The 15,123-nt window shown below is 64.1% G+C and carries 15 protein-coding genes and 1 tRNA gene; 5 read left to right on the top strand and 11 right to left on the bottom strand.

The annotated features are described in order from the left end of the window. Nucleotides 1–406: 406 nt before the first annotated feature. Both ACVMB1_RS16035 and ACVMB1_RS16030 read right to left on the bottom strand, forming a co-directional pair. A tRNA-Arg gene (locus ACVMB1_RS16035) sits at nt 407–483 on the bottom strand. Nucleotides 484–585: 102 nt separating this feature from the next. Then, nucleotides 586–858 (bottom strand): hypothetical protein, encoded by a 273-nt coding sequence (locus ACVMB1_RS16030; RefSeq protein WP_076831273.1) that lies wholly within the window; start codon nt 856–858, stop codon nt 586–588. 212 nt (nt 859–1,070) lie between these two features. Here ACVMB1_RS16030 and ACVMB1_RS16025 point away from each other — a divergent pair, with 212 nt between their 5' ends. Then, nucleotides 1,071–1,517 carry a hypothetical protein gene (locus tag ACVMB1_RS16025; RefSeq protein WP_018272072.1) on the top strand — a complete coding sequence of 149 codons (447 nt, stop codon included), beginning with the start codon at nt 1,071–1,073 and terminating at the stop codon, nt 1,515–1,517. A 76-nt stretch (nt 1,518–1,593) separates the two neighbouring features. Here ACVMB1_RS16025 and ACVMB1_RS16020 read toward each other — a convergent pair whose 3' ends face one another. The 5 genes from ACVMB1_RS16020 to ACVMB1_RS16000 form a co-directional block, all read right to left on the bottom strand. After that, entirely contained in the window at nt 1,594–3,231 is a 1,638-nt protein-coding gene (locus ACVMB1_RS16020; protein WP_256521410.1) for a universal stress protein, read from the bottom strand. Nucleotides 3,232–4,032: 801 nt separating this feature from the next. Next, nucleotides 4,033–4,335, bottom strand: coding sequence for a hypothetical protein (locus tag ACVMB1_RS16015; RefSeq protein WP_050385697.1), 303 nt, complete (start codon nt 4,333–4,335; stop codon nt 4,033–4,035). A 13-nt stretch (nt 4,336–4,348) separates the two neighbouring features. Next, a complete protein-coding gene (locus tag ACVMB1_RS16010) occupies nt 4,349–4,567 on the bottom strand; it encodes a hypothetical protein (RefSeq protein ID WP_076831271.1) in 219 nt (72 codons plus the stop codon). An 85-nt stretch (nt 4,568–4,652) separates the two neighbouring features. Continuing rightward, nucleotides 4,653–4,880: a hypothetical protein gene (locus ACVMB1_RS16005; protein ID WP_076831268.1), complete on the bottom strand. Its 228-nt coding sequence runs from the start codon at nt 4,878–4,880 to the stop codon at nt 4,653–4,655. Nucleotides 4,881–4,968: 88 nt separating this feature from the next. After that, a complete protein-coding gene (locus ACVMB1_RS16000) occupies nt 4,969–5,790 on the bottom strand; it encodes an AraC family transcriptional regulator (RefSeq protein WP_076831265.1) in 822 nt (273 codons plus the stop codon). 115 nt (nt 5,791–5,905) lie between these two features. Between ACVMB1_RS16000 and ACVMB1_RS15995 the strand changes: the two genes are divergently transcribed. Both ACVMB1_RS15995 and ACVMB1_RS15990 read left to right on the top strand, forming a co-directional pair. Next, nucleotides 5,906–7,090: an MFS transporter gene (locus ACVMB1_RS15995; RefSeq protein WP_076831262.1), complete on the top strand. Its 1,185-nt coding sequence runs from the start codon at nt 5,906–5,908 to the stop codon at nt 7,088–7,090. Further along, complete coding sequence (locus ACVMB1_RS15990) at nt 7,021–7,605, top strand: hypothetical protein (RefSeq protein WP_244558931.1); 585 nt, start codon at nt 7,021–7,023, stop codon at nt 7,603–7,605. The genes ACVMB1_RS15995 and ACVMB1_RS15990 overlap by 70 nt, the downstream gene beginning before the upstream one ends. Before the next feature lie 30 nt (nt 7,606–7,635). Here ACVMB1_RS15990 and ACVMB1_RS15985 read toward each other — a convergent pair whose 3' ends face one another. Then, on the bottom strand, nt 7,636–8,463 hold the full coding sequence (locus ACVMB1_RS15985) for a hypothetical protein (RefSeq protein ID WP_057015859.1): 828 nt from the start codon (nt 8,461–8,463) through the stop codon (nt 7,636–7,638). 692 nt (nt 8,464–9,155) lie between these two features. On the opposite strand from ACVMB1_RS15985, the gene ACVMB1_RS15980 reads away from it, so the two are divergent. After that, the gene (locus ACVMB1_RS15980) at nt 9,156–10,028 is read left to right on the top strand and encodes a DMT family transporter (protein ID WP_050385698.1); all 873 of its coding nucleotides are present in this window, start codon (nt 9,156–9,158) and stop codon (nt 10,026–10,028) included. Here ACVMB1_RS15980 and ACVMB1_RS15975 read toward each other — a convergent pair. Then, nucleotides 10,025–11,488, bottom strand: coding sequence for a cryptochrome/photolyase family protein (locus ACVMB1_RS15975; RefSeq protein ID WP_076831256.1), 1,464 nt, complete (start codon nt 11,486–11,488; stop codon nt 10,025–10,027). The genes ACVMB1_RS15980 and ACVMB1_RS15975 overlap by 4 nt on opposite strands. Nucleotides 11,489–11,509: 21 nt before the next feature. After that, a complete protein-coding gene (locus ACVMB1_RS15970; RefSeq protein WP_028337644.1) occupies nt 11,510–12,169 on the bottom strand; it encodes a peroxiredoxin in 660 nt (219 codons plus the stop codon). Nucleotides 12,170–12,557: 388 nt separating this feature from the next. Between ACVMB1_RS15970 and ACVMB1_RS15965 the strand changes: the two genes are divergently transcribed. After that, complete coding sequence (locus tag ACVMB1_RS15965; protein ID WP_057017042.1) at nt 12,558–13,139, top strand: hypothetical protein; 582 nt, start codon at nt 12,558–12,560, stop codon at nt 13,137–13,139. A 43-nt stretch (nt 13,140–13,182) separates the two neighbouring features. On the opposite strand, the gene ACVMB1_RS15960 is transcribed toward ACVMB1_RS15965, so the two are convergent. Then, nucleotides 13,183–15,024, bottom strand: coding sequence for an alkaline phosphatase family protein (locus ACVMB1_RS15960; protein WP_076831253.1), 1,842 nt, complete (start codon nt 15,022–15,024; stop codon nt 13,183–13,185). Nucleotides 15,025–15,123 lie beyond the last annotated feature (99 nt).

Genomic DNA, 15,123 nt, shown 5'->3' with positions numbered 1-15,123 from the left:
TACACGTCAGCTCCTCCGAAACGTGACCGTGCTGCGTCCCCAACGGTCCCGTCCCTCTGAGAAGCCTGCGCCGATCTAGTTGCCGATTTGCTAACTGTCCCTCTCGTCGGCAGGGCGGCCGATACCATCACTCCAATTCTGATATCGTTTTTCGGCGAGCCTGGCCGGGAGGTAATCCCTATTGGTGCTATTGGCGGCAGGAACGAGCGGTGGTTTTGGAAGTAGTGTCTTCCGGCTCCCGGCTCTCATACCCCCAATCCGGCTGGGAGCCACAGGGGCGGCCTCGGCGCGCGGCGTCGGGGTCGTTCTCATCTTGCAGCATCGCTTCAGAACAGACGCAACGCGAAAACGCTCACTCAGAACGAAATGAGCGCGGCTTAAATTATTGATCTATCGGTAAAATCGCTGGCGCGCTCGGAGAGATTCGAACTCCCGACCCTCGGAATCGAAATCCGATGCTCTATCCAGCTGAGCTACGAGCGCGTAGCGGGTCGATTATCAGACTTGGGCGGGGAGGGCCAGCAGGCAGGCACGGAGCGCGGCACCCAGCGGTGCCGGCACGTCCCGCCGTCTCCCTTATAGCCGTCAGAAGCAGGGATGCCGGCGGTGGTCCTGGCCGATATAGGCGGCCGCGCTCTGGTAGCACTTGTTGCGCGGGGAGCCGTCGTAATAGGCGAAGCTGCCGGCAGTCGGGCCGGGGCCGTAATTGTGCAGATAGCTGATGTGGTAGGGCAGGCCCCAATGGGCGTGGTGGTGATGCCGGTGGTGGCGCGGATGGGCCGTGAGGTCGGCCGCAGCCGCCGGGGTCAGGGCCATCACGGCCAGAGCGAGGGCGGCGAAAAGCTTGGTCTTGGTCATGGGCGGCCTCCGGTCATTTACGGGAATCGGCATTGTGGGCCGCCCCGGGGTCCATTTAACCCGGAATCGGGGCCAAAAGCTGCGGGAAATCAGCCACAGCGCGCCAAATTTTGCCTTTTTGCGGATGCTTAACGGATTGCCAACACAGTCCGGCCAGAGTCTTGCGGTCAGGTCCGCCCGGGCCCGGCCTTTCCCGCGGTTTCGAACGATCCATGCGCATCACGCCCCTTGTCGCCTTGCTGCTCTCGGTTCTGGCCGCGACGCCCGCGCGGGCGGTGCTGCACATCACGCGCGACCATGGCGGCTATGTCGAGGAGTACAAGGCCAAGTACAAGCAGATCCGCGAGCGCCGCGAGCGCGTCGTGATCGACGGCATCTGCAACTCGGCCTGCACGCTGGTGTTCGGCATCGTGCCGCTGAACAAGATCTGCGTTACGCCGCGGGCCAGCATCGGCTTCCACCAGGCCTATTACGACAAGGCCTTCACCTTCGGCATCAAGGTCACCAGCCTCGAGGGCACCTCCGACCTGATGTCCTACTACCCCGATACGGTGAAGGACTGGATCCGCCGCAATGGCGGGCTCACCACCGAGATGAAGAAGATCAAGAACGGGGTCGATCTCTGGAAGATCGTCGATCCCTGTCCGGAAGAGTGGTAGGCGCGGACGCGCTCGCGCTTCGAACCTCCTTCCTCAGGTCCTTGTTCTAGGTCTTCGGGCTTCAAGTCTTCGGGTTTCAGGTCTTGGGCCTGACGTCGCCATCCGACACCAGCAGCACGGACGCCTTCGACTTGCCGAGCACGGCCGCTGCGATGCTGCCGAAATTCAGGCTGTCGCCCTGGATGCGGTCGACGCCGATCACGACGAGGTCGGCCCGGCTTGACGCGATTTCCTGCAGGATCGCGACCTCAGGTGCGGTGTTGGCACGTAGCCGCGTCGTTACGTTGATGTCGTAGCGCGCCGCGGTCGCCGCGATGTCCTTCAGGATGGCTTCCTCATGCGCCAGCGACATGCTGGGGCTGGTGCGGCGGGCGCCCTTGTCGCGCGTGGTCGAGACGTAGACCACCTGCAGCGGCTCGCTCGAAAGGCGCGCCAGCGCGATCGCGACCTCGGCGCCGCGCCGCGAGACGTTGCTGCCCGAGACCGGCACCAGGATCTTCCGCGCATTCGCCGTCGGCTCCTTCTCGTGCACGCCCTTGGCGGCCGCGATCGCCAGCGGGCCGTCGAAGCCGGAGGTCAGGTCGTCGAGCCGCCGGTCGAAGCCGCCGTCGGGACCGGCGACCGCGTCCATGCCGACCACCAGCAGGTCGAAACCTTTTTTGGCTTCCTCGGCGATCGCCTCCGCCGCCGTCTCCTCGCGGGCGCGGCTGATGACGTCGACATTGCCGCCGCCGTCGGCATCGGCTTCGGCGCTCGCCTTGGCCGCGTTGATGACCGCCGCCTCGGGGCTCTCCTCATCGGCACGGTTCTTCTCCTGCAGCTTGGCATTGGCGCCGACATGCAGCACAGTGATCGGCAGGCCGCGCCCACCGGCAAGCTGGCCGGCGAGATGCGCGGCGAATGTCGCGTTGCTGCTCTCGTCGACCGCGAGCAGCAGCCGCTCGAGATTGGCGACGAAGCCGCGCTGCTCATATTCCTCGCGCTCCAGCCGCTCCTTCTCGTCCTGGCCGAGCGGCAGCCGCGCCAGCGCGCTGCGCAGCATCGGCGGCATCGCCATCGTGGTCAGGATCGCCATGGTCACGATCATCGAGAACATGGTCTGGCTCAGCACCCCCATCGACAGGCCGATGGTGGCGATGATCACCTCGGTCGAGCCGCGCGCATTCATGCCGCTCGCCAGTGCGTAGGATTCCTGCCGCGTCAGCCCGCCCAGCGCGCCGCCGACGAAGGCGCCGCCGAACTTGCCGATGCTCGCAATCAGCACCAGCGCCGCGGTCAGCCCCAGCACCGACGGATCCTTCAGCACCGTGAGGTCGGCGCTGAGGCCGGCAAGCCCGAAGAACACCGGCATGAACAGGCTCGAGATCAGCCCGCGCAGCCGCTCGTCGGTCTGCCGGGTCAGGATCGGGGATTCCCCGACCAGCATGCCGGCGATGAAGGCGCCGAGCACGGTGTGCACGCCGATCAGATGCGTGATCATCGCCATCCCGCTCATCAACAGCAGGATCACGGTGATCACCGCCGCCGAAGAGACCAGATTGTCGTTGGCCCAGCGGATCAGCCGGAACACCAGCCGCCGGCCGATCGTGAAGCTGACCGCGAGGAAGGCGAGGGTGCCGAACTGCGCCTGCGCGACCGAGAGGATGTCGAGGCTGCCGCGCGAGGCAAGGCTGAAGATGACAGCGATGATGATCCAGCCGAGGGTGTCCCCCAGCGGATCACCATGGCATCTCCGATTTCCAATTCCGGCGCGGCTCGGCCGGCTTGCCGCATGCGGTCAACGCCCGGGTTCCGAAAGCGATCCCCTGGGTCAGATTTTGGAACAGAGGCGCCGGCGGTTCGTTTTGCTCAGGATGCGTTCATCCTGGTGATGCGAATGTCTCCATGAGCGAGCCTGACCGCCGGAGCGGCTGTGGCTCAGCTCGCGCGAACGGGAGGCTGCAATGGCAACCAGATCCAATCTTTCGAAGGCTGAACTCGCGCGTAGCGTTGCCGGCGCTACATCGGCATTGGTGCTTAGTGCGCTCGTCCTGTTCGTCGCCGCGCATCACTTGAGCGGCGGGTAGGAAGGCGGCGCGTGCCGCGCTGATCCATCAAAGCAGGAAGGTCCCGATCAGGAGGCCGGCCGCAAATGCCCAAAGCCCGAGGGTGCAGGCCGATATGACCCGGACGAGATTGCGCAGATCCACGTCCTGCCAGCTGCTATGGGACCGATACGTCAATTGCAGGCACCCCCTGCGGTGGCCGCCTTTGCTTCGCTTTTGCTTCCTGGGCCGACAGCCTGTTCCCGATAGGTGCCGAAATGAAGGCAACCGGTGGTGGCACCCGATCACGCATTTGCGAGCCGTCGCCTAACGCGCGATGAGATCGGGTGCCGTCGTCATCGCGTTCTAGCTCATTGTTTGAGCATGATTTTGTTTGAGCATGATTTTTTCGAAAAATCGCTGCGCACTTTCCCGGATCATGCTCGGGCGTGCGGTATTGTCTTGCTGTCTGCGGGGGCGCCCGCGGCCGGTCAGGCGGCCCGGCGCTTGCGGGTACGTGCCGCCTTTTTCGCCGAGCGCGACCGCTCCGCCGCGGGGCGGCTCGCGGCCGCCTTGCCGCCGAGCTTGCCGCCCTTGCGCGACGGGGAATGATCCTCGCGCGTGCCTCGGCCGGAGCCGCTCTTCTTGCCGCCGTGGGTCTCCTTGTTGACGGTCGCCCATGCGCGCCGCTCGGCCTCGCGATCCGGAACACCACGCGTCTCGTAGCCTTCCTCGATATGCTCGGCCTGCCGCTTCTGCTTATCGGTATAGCTCGACTTGTCGCCTCTGGGCATCGCGCTCTCCTGTCTATTTTGATCGGGACGTCTGCCGGACTTCAGCCGTGTCGTCGTTCGTTTCGACAACCTCGAATCTGGACCGGCTGAAGCGGCCCAATCCGCTGAGCTCGTAATAGCCGTCACGTTCGATATCCCTTGTCACCTCGTAGACGCGCCCAAGCGAAAGCGTGTCCCGCTGCAACGTGTTGTCGACGCAGCGAACGTGAAAAATCTTGCCGGTTTCGGCCATGCGCTCATCCTGAATTGTTGGTCTGGTTCGGCGTTACTTATCGCGCAACGTCACGATCGCAACCGGCAACCCTGCCGCGGGCCGATCACGAAATTTCGTTCGGTAACTTCCATTCGGGCGCCGGTTCGAACACTTCGCTGTCGCCGGGAATTCGCTTCATGTGATAGCCGGCCGGCAGCACTTGGCCCGGCGCTTCATCCGCGACCGGAACGTCGAAGATCAGTCCGCAGATCAGTGCATGTTCCCACGCTTGCTTCTCCGTCGGAAAAGCCTTGTCGATCTGTCTGTCGCGATCGAACAGCGCGTAGGGCATCTGGCATCCTCGCTGCATTGGCTTGGCGTAGGCGGCTCGCTTGTCGTTCGCCCGATATGTCGAAAACGTCCGTTGCCGACCGGTGTTCCTAAATTCGCCCGCCAGCCGCGAACGCCGAGCCGCTCCCTTGCATGATATCGCTGAGATATTTCGCCGGTGGCTTGCCGAGCGCCTTCTTGAACATGGTGATGAAGGCTGTGACGGATTCATAACCGAGCTCGGACGAGACCTGCTGAACGCTCGCGCCGGCGGAGAGTTCGCGCAACGCGACGATCAAATGCAGTTGCTGACGCCAGCGTCCGAATGTCAGGCCGGTTTCCCTCAGGATGAGACGCGCGAGACTGCTCTCGCTCAGCGCCACGCGTTCGGCCCATTCGGCGATCGTGCGGCGATCGGCCGGATCGTCGGCGAGCGCTGCCGCGATCCGTCGCAAGCGTGGCTCGGGCGAGATCGGCAGATGCAGCTGCTGCAGCGGCATACGCGGCAATTCGCTCAGCAGCAATTGCGCAACGAGGGTTTCAGTGCCGTGGTCCTGCTGCATACGGTCGGAAAGCGCGATGATCAGCTCTCGCAGCAAGGGTGAGATCGACAATGCGCAGCAGCGGTCGGGCAGGTCGGCGGCACCGGGCTCGATGAAGACGAAGAAGATTCGTGCATTGGCGGTTGCGATATTGGTGTGGCGCGTGCCGCCTGGAAGCCAGACGCCGCAATGCGGCGGCACCATCCACAACCCGTTCGGAACGCGGCACATCACGCCGCCGCCGAGCGCGAAGACGAGCTGTCCCTTCCGGTGCGCATGCTCGGCCGCCTCGACCTTGTTTTCGGTGACGTCGAGGCGCACGGCGATGGCCGCCGCCGCGACGTCATCCGGATCAAGGTCCGGCCAGGGATAGCGAAGTTGAAAGCCCATAACGGAGCTGGAAACCCGTTGAGTGACCGAATTTAGCGATCGATAGAATAGATATGTAAATTCTTCCGACAGCCAAGTCGATAGCTTGGCGCATTCAGATGGGCAGGAGCATGCGATGACGATGATAGCACCGATGCGCACGCTGGGCGGGCAGGGGCTGTTGTTGACGGGGATCCTGCTGATCGCCTCGACGCTCCGCGCGCCCATTACCGGCGTCGCGCCGATGCTCGGCATGATCAGTGAGACCAGCGGGATCAGCGCGGCGGAGGCCGGAATCCTGACGACGCTGCCCTTGCTGGCGTTCGCCGCGATCTCACCGGTTGCAGCTGTGCTCGGGCGCGAATGGGGCATCGAGCGGTCGCTGTTCGGTGCGCTGCTTGTCATCGCGGCCGGGATCGCGCTGCGCTCGTCCGGTCCGGTCTGGGCGCTGTTCGCGGGCACCGCCACCATTGGTGCCGGAATCGCCGTTGGAAATGTGCTGCTGCCGAGCTTGCTCAAGCGGGACTTTCCGACTCGCATCGCCAGCCTGACCGGCGCTTACGCGATCACGTCCGCATTGGCCCAGGCGCTCGCATCGGTCGTGGCAATCCCGCTCGCCCAAATCCCGGGATCGAACTGGCATCTCTCGCTTGCGAGCACGCTGATCTTTCCGTTGGTGGCGCTGATAGCCTGGGCACCCCACCTGGGGGCGCACTCGGCCCCGACGGTCGAGCTGGCCTCGTCGCCGCATCGCGGGCGCATCTGGCACTCGCTGCTCGCCTGGCAGGTGACGGGCTTCCTCGGCCTGACCTCGCTGGTGTTCTACATCATCGTCGGATGGTTGCCCGCCATCCTCGTGCAGGCAAGCTACCCGGCGGCGACGGCGGGTACGCTGCACGGTGTGTTGCAATTGGCGACCGCGCTTCCCGGCCTGATCCTCGGGCCGATGGTCCGGCGCATGAAGGACCAGCGCGGGATTGCGATTGCCGTGTCGCTTGCAACCTGCGTCTCGCTGCTGGGATTGTGGCAGTGTCCGTCGCTCGCAATGCTGTGGGTCGCGCTGTTCGGCTTCGGGGCGGGTGCAGCCTTCATCCTCGGCTTGACATTCGTCAGCCTGCGAACCTCGCATAGCCACCAGGCGGCCGCGCTGTCCGGCATGGCGCAGTGCCTCGGCTACTCGCTCGCCGCTGCGGGTCCGCCGCTCGCCGGACTTGCCCATGATGCGACCGGAGGCTGGGAGGTTGCGCTCGCGTGCTGCGCCGTCGCGACGGTGCTGATGGCAGTCCTGGGCCGATCAGCCGGCCGCGCGGCGACAATCTGATTGTCGTTCGATGCGGAAATATCGCGAGCCAGATCCGGCTCGCAACAAGGCGTGGCGGCGGGCGGTCGGTTGTCTGCGCCGCAGGCGCGCGCTACAGAAGGCGGGAAGCCTCGCAAGCAAGAGCCAAGGGAAAAGTATCGTTGAGGACATCTGCCAGCACGTGCATCGCGATCGGATCGACGCTCTTTGCCTTGGCGTCGAGCGCATTCCTTTTTCTGGTTCCTCCGAGTCCGATCGACAGGAACCTGTTGCGTGGCGCCTTCCGTCTTTACAAGGGATATGCGTATCTCATCCCCGTCAAATACGTGGACGGCACGCTCGAGACTGCCCGATTGTACGAAGACGACCGGCTTCTCGGGCCCGCGAACACCGCCCAGCAAGAGATCATCGACAAGGGTGCCGGCCGCTTCGCATTTTACCGGGACACCTGGAATTACTTCGGCCCGGCCTTGATGTTCTCGACCAGCGACAACACAGACCCGAATACCAACGGCAGGAAGTATCACCTGAGATGACGAGCTGACCTGCGCTGTGTCCGGCTGTCGTCACGTCGTGCGTATCACGCCCAGTTCCTTCGACCGTTGGAGAAGAGCCGGCCGGTAAGGCGGGGAGGGATCGTCGTCGTCAGGGATGGCGCAATGGCCGAACTCCTGCTGGATGCGCTGGATCTCCATGACCCGATCGTTCAACCGCTGCAGATGCTCAAGCGATGTTGCCTTCCAGTAGCGGAAGGTGTCGAGCGTAATCGGCACGAAGGCGGTGCCGAACAGCGTTGGATCGGGCACGATGGTCCGCCCGAGCAGCAGGTAGCGGTCCTGACCGACGATGACGAGGGTGGCATACGGCCGCCCTTCACTTACCCTGAGGCCCTTCAACGAAAGTTCGCACAGCTTGCTGAAATAGGGTTCCTCGCGCCAGCGGTCGGGATCATCGAGGTCGACCTGCACATTCAGCGCGTCGAGCCCGAAATGCGGCACCATGCCCGTGGTCTCGGGAAACCAATCATCATCGAGGTGGCCTTGCAGCCAGGCACAGCTGAATGAGCGGCACTGCCGGGGACGCTCGTGGTAGATCTCGCATCCGCCGCCCGCCAGGATGTGGCTGCAGACCGTATTCACCGGCTTGCTGAGATCGGTCACCTCAAGCACCTTGCAGCAGAGGGTGCATGATCCACATTGCCTGACCGTCGGAGCCACGGGAAAGCCGAGGGCCCACGAGCCCTGCCGTTCGCGGAGGAGCAGCTTCTGCTTCTCCAGCGTGCTCAGTGCACGCTCGACCTTGAGACGCGACAATCTGGTCACGCCGATAATATCTTTCGTCGTCGTCGCGCCGCTCTCGACCGCCCGAACGACGACCAACGCCACTTGATCCATTGTTTTTCTTCTTGTCCGGCTCGTGGCCGGCTCTTCTTGTGCAGTGTTTTTGGCCGCCGGTATTCGGCGACGGTATATTCCAGTGCAATCCGGAACGTGCCGCGACCGACGGCTGCGAGATTCCACCGAAGCGTATCGGTGAGGGCGGCATGTCGCATCCGATAAACGCGCATGGCATCCCTGAGGACAAATCGTCGTGATTGGCAGCGCGTGCGGCCGGCGCTTCGCGTGAGAGGACTGGCGAGGTCGGCGAGCTCGCGAGCCTCTGTCACCGCGGCAAGTCGACCCGACGGGCAACTCAGTGAAAACCTGTCAAACCACTGACCGCGCAACACAGCCAGTGTCGTCCCTGCCTAGTGCGCAATTGCGCACGGGAGCAGGGACCCATAACCACAAATGCTGATTGTTGCGCGATGCTGATACGACGAGTCCCGTTCACAACAACCGCCGCGGAGTATGGGTCCCTGCTTTCGCAGGGACGACGCCAGGAAAGAGCCGTGAGCTCTCATTCTCCTTCCTTCCGGCGTCATGCGCGGGTGATGACACCGCGTGTTGGTCATCTTGAATTGCGACTCATCCCCACTGTCGTGCCTGCTTGCGCCGGGACGAAAGTGTGCTTGCGCAAACGGGCGCGGCACCCCACAAAATTCGCGATTGCTGGTTGCTTCATCTTCAGGCAATGACGGTCTGCAATGAACAAGAGCTTCGAGGAAACTGCCGCTCGTCTGGCGCCGGCGATCTTTGTCGTGCTGTGGAGCACCGGATTCATCGGCACCAAATACGTCATCAACAATGCGGAGCCGCTGACCTATCTGGCGATCCGGATGGCGTTCGTGGTGGTGGTGATGGCGGTCATCGCCGCGATCGCGCGGCCGAACTGGCCGGACCGGACTGGTATTTTCCACAGCGCGGTCGCCGGCATCCTGGTGCACGGCTTCTACCTCGGCGGCACCGCGATTGCGATCGCGCATTCGGTTCCGGCGGGGCTCTCGGCCTTGATCCCGGGCCTGCAGCCGATCCTGACCTCGACCATTGCCAACCGCTGGCTGGGCGAGCGCGTCACGCCGCTGCAATGGGGCGGGCTGGTGCTCGGCCTCGCCGGCGTCGTCTTGATCCTGCACAACCGGCCGATGACGGGCGAGGCGGGGTGGGGCTGGCTCGCCTCCGGCGTCTCGCTGATCAGCATCACCTTGGGCACGCTCTATCAACGGCGCTATTGCAACCGGATCGACTGGCGCGCCGGCAATCTGGTGCAGTACATCGCGGTGACGATCTTCTTCGGTATCGGCGCCTTTGTGTTCGAGACCAATGTGGTGCATTGGACCGGCGAGTTCGTGCTGGCGCTGGCCTGGCTCGTGTTCGCGCTGTCGATCGGTTCGATCGGGCTGTTGTACTGGCTGATCCGTCACCATGCCGCGACCTCGGTCGCGAGCCTTTTCTATCTGGTGCCGGCGGTGACCGCGCTGATGGCCTACGTCCTGTTCGACGAGCGGCTGGATCATGTCGCCATTGCCGGCATGGCCGCCTGCGCCGCGGCGGTGCTGCTGGTCAATCGCCGCGCTTAGTCTTTGCGACGGATCTTCGCGTAAGCTGCAAGCGCGCGTTCGCGCCCCTGCTTGTGATCAACGATCGGCGGCGGGTACGTCTTGCCGAGTTCGATGCCGGCGCTCGCCAGCTCGATCGGTGTCGCTGTCCAGGGCTGATGGATCAGCTCGTTGGAGAGCTGCGCGAGCTCCGGCACCCAGCGCCTGACATAGCCGCCGTCGGGATCGAATTTCTCGCCCTGCAGGACCGGATTGAAGACGCGGAAATAGGGCGCGGCGTCAGCGCCGCAGCCCGCGACCCATTGCCAGTTGGCGGGATTGGAGCCGGCATCGGCATCGACCAGCGTATCCCAGAACCATTGTTCGCCTGTGCGCCAGTCGATCAAGAGGTGCTTGACCAGGAACGAGGCCGCCACCATTCGCACCCGGTTGTGCATCACGCCGCTGTGCCAGAGCTCGCGCATGCCGGCATCGACGATCGGATAGCCGGTGAGTCCGCGTTGCCACGCCTCCAGGGCGAGAGCGCTGCGCCTCCACCGAAAGGCATCGAACAGCTCCTGCAAGTTCCGATCCGCCATATCGGGGACGTCGAACAGCAGATGGCGGCAGAATTCGCGCCAGCCGAGCTCGCTGAGGAACTTGTCGATGTCGCCGGCAAGGCGCGAGTCTTCCGCGGCGGCGAAGCGGGCCGCGTGAAAGACCTGCCGCGGGCTGATCTCGCCGAAGCGCAGATGCGGCGACAGGCGCGAGGTGCCGTCGCGGTCGGGCCGATCGCGGTCGTCGGCGTAACCGCTGATCCCCTCATCGAGGAATCGCTTCAGCCGCGCCTGCGCCGCGGCTTCACCCGGTGTCCAGGTCTCGCGCAGGCCGCCGGCCCAATCCGGCCGTGTCGGTTCGAGACCCCAGTCATCGAGGGCGTCGCTCGCGATGCCGCCGATGGATGTGAGTCTTTTCGGCGCCGGCAACGGCCTTGGCGGATCGCCGAGGCCTTGGACGCGCCGCCAGAACGGCGTGAACACGCGCAAGGCCCGGTTGTCCTTGTTGCGGAGCGCCTTCGGTTCGACGAGCAGATCGCCGCGGAAAATTTGCGAGTCGATGCTGTCACTTGCGAGCGCGGCTTCGACTTCTCTGGCAACGGCCTGATGCGGAGCCTGCGCGATGTCGTTCCAGAATACGGCGCGTGCGCCGATTTCGCGCGCCAACGTGGCGATCACCGACGCGGCCGGTCCGGTGCGCAGCACCAGCGATCCGCCTGCCATGGTGAGGCTCTTGCCAAGTGCGCGCAACGACTGCGCCAGCCACCAGCGCGTCGCACCCCCGAGCCGACGTAAGGCCGGCGGCATCAATGCACGGCTCTCTTCGTCGCGCACATAGAGGCCGACGACCGGCGCGCCGCTTGCCGCCGCCTCATGCAACGCCGGGTGATCCGACAGCCGCAGATCGTCACGAAACCAGACGATGATCGGCTGTGCGCGGGTCACCCGGACGCAGTGAGCCTGCCGCTACTTCGGCTGCGGCACGATGCGGATATAAGGCTTCGGCGCCTTCCAGCCCTGCGGGTAGATCGTCTTGGCTTCGTCGTCGCTGACCGAGCCCGCGATGATCACGTCCTCGCCCTGCTTCCAGTCGGCAGGGGTGGCGACGCGGTGCTTGGCGGTCATCTGCAGCGAGTCGATCGAGCGCAGGATCTCCTGGAAATTCCGGCCGGTGGTCATCGGATAGACCATCACCAGCTTGATCTTCTTGTCCGGTCCGATCACGAACACGTTGCGGACGGTCTGGTTGTCGGCGGCGGTGCGGGTGAGGGGATCGCCCGAGGTCGAGGCCGGCAGCATGTCGTAGAGCTTTGACACGTTGAAATCGGTGTCGCCGATCATCGGATAGTTCGGCGCCGCGCCTTGGGTTTCCTTGATGTCGTCGGACCATTTGGCGTGGCGGTCCACCGGGTCGACCGACAAGCCCATCAGCTTGACGCCGCGCTTGTCGAACTCGGGCTTCAGGCGGGCGAGCGCACCGAGCTCGGTGGTGCAGACCGGGGTGAAGTCCTTGGGATGGGAGAACAAAAGCGCCCAGCTGTTGCCGATCCAGTCATGGAACTTGATCTTTCCTTCGGTGGTCTCGGCTTCGAAGTCGGGGGCGACGGCGCCAATCTGAAGTGCCATGATTTTACCTCATCTCTTTGAAGTTGTAACTGAATTTGTATTTGAGGCTGTCTGTTCCAGTATAGGACGGGATAAGGCTTAAGTGAACGGGTTCTGAAAAAAGGTGAAACATTTCTCCTTGAGGACGGAATTCCAAGCAACTTGTTTTGATCCGGATCCCTGCGGCGAAACATCAGCTGCGGCACAAAGGCTTGGAAATGCCCAGATAATGCCGCTTATCGCAGTCATCACGCCGGCCCTGGCTGCTATAGGACTGAACCGTGACGACGTTTAAAGCGACCAAATAGCAACCATCTAAAAATCTCGGAACGCAAGTTCCGAATCATTAACCACTCGTTTACGCCCGCATGGAAAAGCTGGCCTGAGATAGGAATTGAAAGCTCCCACAATGTCTACCCCAAGTACCAAGACCGCTGAGCCTCTCAGCGGTGCGTTGCATCCGTCCTGCCGCAAGACTGCCGCCCATGCGCTCACCATTGTGCGCGACGGCGTGATCACCGGCGAAGGCCCGACCACCAAGGGCCGCATCCATTTCTCCCGGTCTCTCGATGCCGATGACGCTGCCTGGTGCGCGCGCATCCTGACGGCGGCCGCGGTCGAGCATCAGCCGATCAGCCGGGCCGAGATCGAGGCGCTGTTCGCGATCAACGAGGCCGCCGCCGAGCGCAGCGATGGCGGCCGGTTCGACGATCTGCTCGCCAAGGCGATCGCCCACCATGCCGCCTCCGAGTCCGGCCTGCCGGTGCCGCCGCGCACGGTGGCGCTGTCGCCCGACACCGAGATCGATCGCTGGGCGCCGAGGCAGGGCGCCAAGATGGACACCAAGGTCCTGGAGTGGATCGCGGGCCAGATGCGCGGTCAGCGCCGCACCGGCCGCGCGCTGGCGGCGATGGTGGCGACGCTGGTCGGCGCGACCGCGCTGCCGCTCGCGGCGCAGCTCCCCAACGTGTTCGACATCGGGATGATGTAAGCCATCATCCCGCGTAACTGGAATTCGACGAAAACGGCGGGGATTACTTCCCCGCCGTTTTCTGTTTGCCGCCGGTTTCCTCGAGTCCGAGCGTCCGCCCCGGAAACCCGGCGACGTCGAAATAGCGGGTCGAGAGCACTCGCTGGAATTTCAACACGGTGCGCAGGCCGTTGGCCGACGGCTTCTTCGACATGATGGTGCCCTCGACCATCTTCGGCACGATGCCGTTCGGCAGCGCCTCCGACATCACTCGGCCGATCAGCCCGCCATTGTTCGGCGCGCGCAGGCCGAGCAGCTGGGCGGCGGTCATGCCGACATCGGCGTTGCTGACCGGTAGCGGATCGACATAGCCCGCCTTGAAGTCGGGGCCGATCGCCGCAGTGAAGTTGAAGGTGTCGCCGCGGCTGAAGCTGCCATGCATGCCCTGGCCCTGGCGCAGCACGGTGTCGGCGACCTGCACCGAGCAGTTGGTCGGGATCTCGCAACCGCTCGACCAGGAGCGGAAATTGACCACGATCGACGGGTTCGGTGTCACCGCCTTGCCCTTCAGATTGAGGTTCGACATCGGCAGCGTGCCGGGGAAGGTGCCGAGCTTGTCGTCGACAAACAGGCCGCTGACATAGTCCTGCTCGAGCAGCGCCTTGATGACGCGGTCGGCGAGCTTCTTGTCGCGGTTCGGCAGATAGATCAGGTCCGAGCCGCCATTGGTGGCGATCACGACATCGGGCTTGGCCGGGTCCTGGCCGAGCACGCCGTTGCCGGCCTTCGTGTGGGCGTTGTCGGCGACCTTGGCGTTCTTGTCGTTGGGGTCGAACAGCGGCAGGTCCAGCGCCCTGGCGAGGTCGATCGCCACAAAGCCCATCGGCAGGAAATCCTGCGGCGTGTCGCTATAGGCGATCTTGGCCGAGGGGCTGGTCTTGCTCTCCTTCGAGATCGTCGAGAAGCCGTGGTCGGAGGAGACCATGATGTTGGTGTCGGCGGAAAGCCCGAGCTCGTCGAGCGCCTTGCGCAGCTGGGCGAGGTTGTTGTCGGCATTCCTGATGCCGGCCATCGAGGTCGGGCCGTTGATGCCGGGGGTGATGCTGTTGAGGCTGTCGCCGGTGTTGTGCTGGCTGCCGTCCGGATCGCGCGACCAGAACACCAGCACGAACGGCTTGTTGCGCGCCTTGAACATCGGCAGCACGACCTTGGTCGCGACGTCGGCCATGTAGGCCTGCTGCGTCACGTTGGCGACCGTCGTGCCGGGTGTCTTGGCGTCGCCCGCCTTGGCATTGTCGCCGCGGCTCGGCGTGGCGAGCGGCAGGCCCGCTTTGGTCAGCGCGTCCTTCATCTCGTCGGAGAGCGGCACGCCGGTCTTGCCGCCGGTGGAATCGTCGACCACGATCGTGTTCTTGCCGCGATCGGTGTGGTCGAACAGCAGGGTCGGGCCGACCTTGCCGATGGCGGCGGTGCTGAAACCCTGGCCGCGGGCCATCTTTAGCAGCGTCTCCTCGTTGAGGTAGTCGCCGTTGAAGTGATCGTCGACATCGGCGAGCACCGCGTCGTTCTCGATGAAGGGGACCACGGTGTCGCCCGCCGGCGCCGAGGTGTAGCCGGTATAGATCGTGTTGGAGAAGGTGCCGGTGTCGCCGAGATAATGGCCGGTCGACAGCGCCGAGCTGTTCGCCATCGTGAAGGTCGGGAACAGCGAGTGCGAATTCTTGAAGTTGACGCCCTTGTCGCGGATTTCCGCCATCGCAGGCGCCGTCTGCGGCGTCACGATGCCGCCACGCAGGCCGTCCGGGACGAACAGGATGAGGTTGCGGGGCTTGGCGTTCTGCGCCGAGGCGGCGCCCGCCGAAAGCGCGATTATGCTCGCGGACAGTAAGGTAATGGCACGACGCATATTGCTGTTCCCCCTGATGAAGCCCCGCGGCAGCCCGCCGCAGCCTTCGTTTAGTTTTGCCATATGACAGAAATGTTACAGCGCTTGCTCGGCGCTGTA

Source organism: Bradyrhizobium sp. USDA 4504 (genome assembly GCF_054063995.1).
The sequence above is the reverse complement of the archived record's forward strand: the minus strand, read 5'-3'. Positions and strand labels throughout refer to the sequence as shown.

Excerpts from the sequence above, each read along its gene's own strand:
- ACVMB1_RS16030 (WP_076831273.1), bottom strand. The coding sequence starts at position 858 with ATGACCAAGACCAAGCTTTTCGCCGCCCTCGCTCTGGCCGTGATGGCC.
- ACVMB1_RS16025 (WP_018272072.1), top strand. The coding sequence starts at position 1,071 with ATGCGCATCACGCCCCTTGTCGCCTTGCTGCTCTCGGTTCTGGCCGCG.
- ACVMB1_RS16015 (WP_050385697.1), bottom strand. The coding sequence starts at position 4,335 with ATGCCCAGAGGCGACAAGTCGAGCTATACCGATAAGCAGAAGCGGCAG.
- ACVMB1_RS16010 (WP_076831271.1), bottom strand. The coding sequence starts at position 4,567 with ATGGCCGAAACCGGCAAGATTTTTCACGTTCGCTGCGTCGACAACACG.
- ACVMB1_RS16005 (WP_076831268.1), bottom strand. The coding sequence starts at position 4,880 with ATGCCCTACGCGCTGTTCGATCGCGACAGACAGATCGACAAGGCTTTT.
- ACVMB1_RS16000 (WP_076831265.1), bottom strand. The coding sequence starts at position 5,790 with ATGGGCTTTCAACTTCGCTATCCCTGGCCGGACCTTGATCCGGATGAC.
- ACVMB1_RS15995 (WP_076831262.1), top strand. The coding sequence starts at position 5,906 with ATGACGATGATAGCACCGATGCGCACGCTGGGCGGGCAGGGGCTGTTG.
- ACVMB1_RS15985 (WP_057015859.1), bottom strand. The coding sequence starts at position 8,463 with ATGGATCAAGTGGCGTTGGTCGTCGTTCGGGCGGTCGAGAGCGGCGCG.
- ACVMB1_RS15980 (WP_050385698.1), top strand. The coding sequence starts at position 9,156 with ATGAACAAGAGCTTCGAGGAAACTGCCGCTCGTCTGGCGCCGGCGATC.
- ACVMB1_RS15970 (WP_028337644.1), bottom strand. The coding sequence starts at position 12,169 with ATGGCACTTCAGATTGGCGCCGTCGCCCCCGACTTCGAAGCCGAGACC.
- ACVMB1_RS15965 (WP_057017042.1), top strand. The coding sequence starts at position 12,558 with ATGTCTACCCCAAGTACCAAGACCGCTGAGCCTCTCAGCGGTGCGTTG.
- ACVMB1_RS15960 (WP_076831253.1), bottom strand. The coding sequence starts at position 15,024 with ATGCGTCGTGCCATTACCTTACTGTCCGCGAGCATAATCGCGCTTTCG.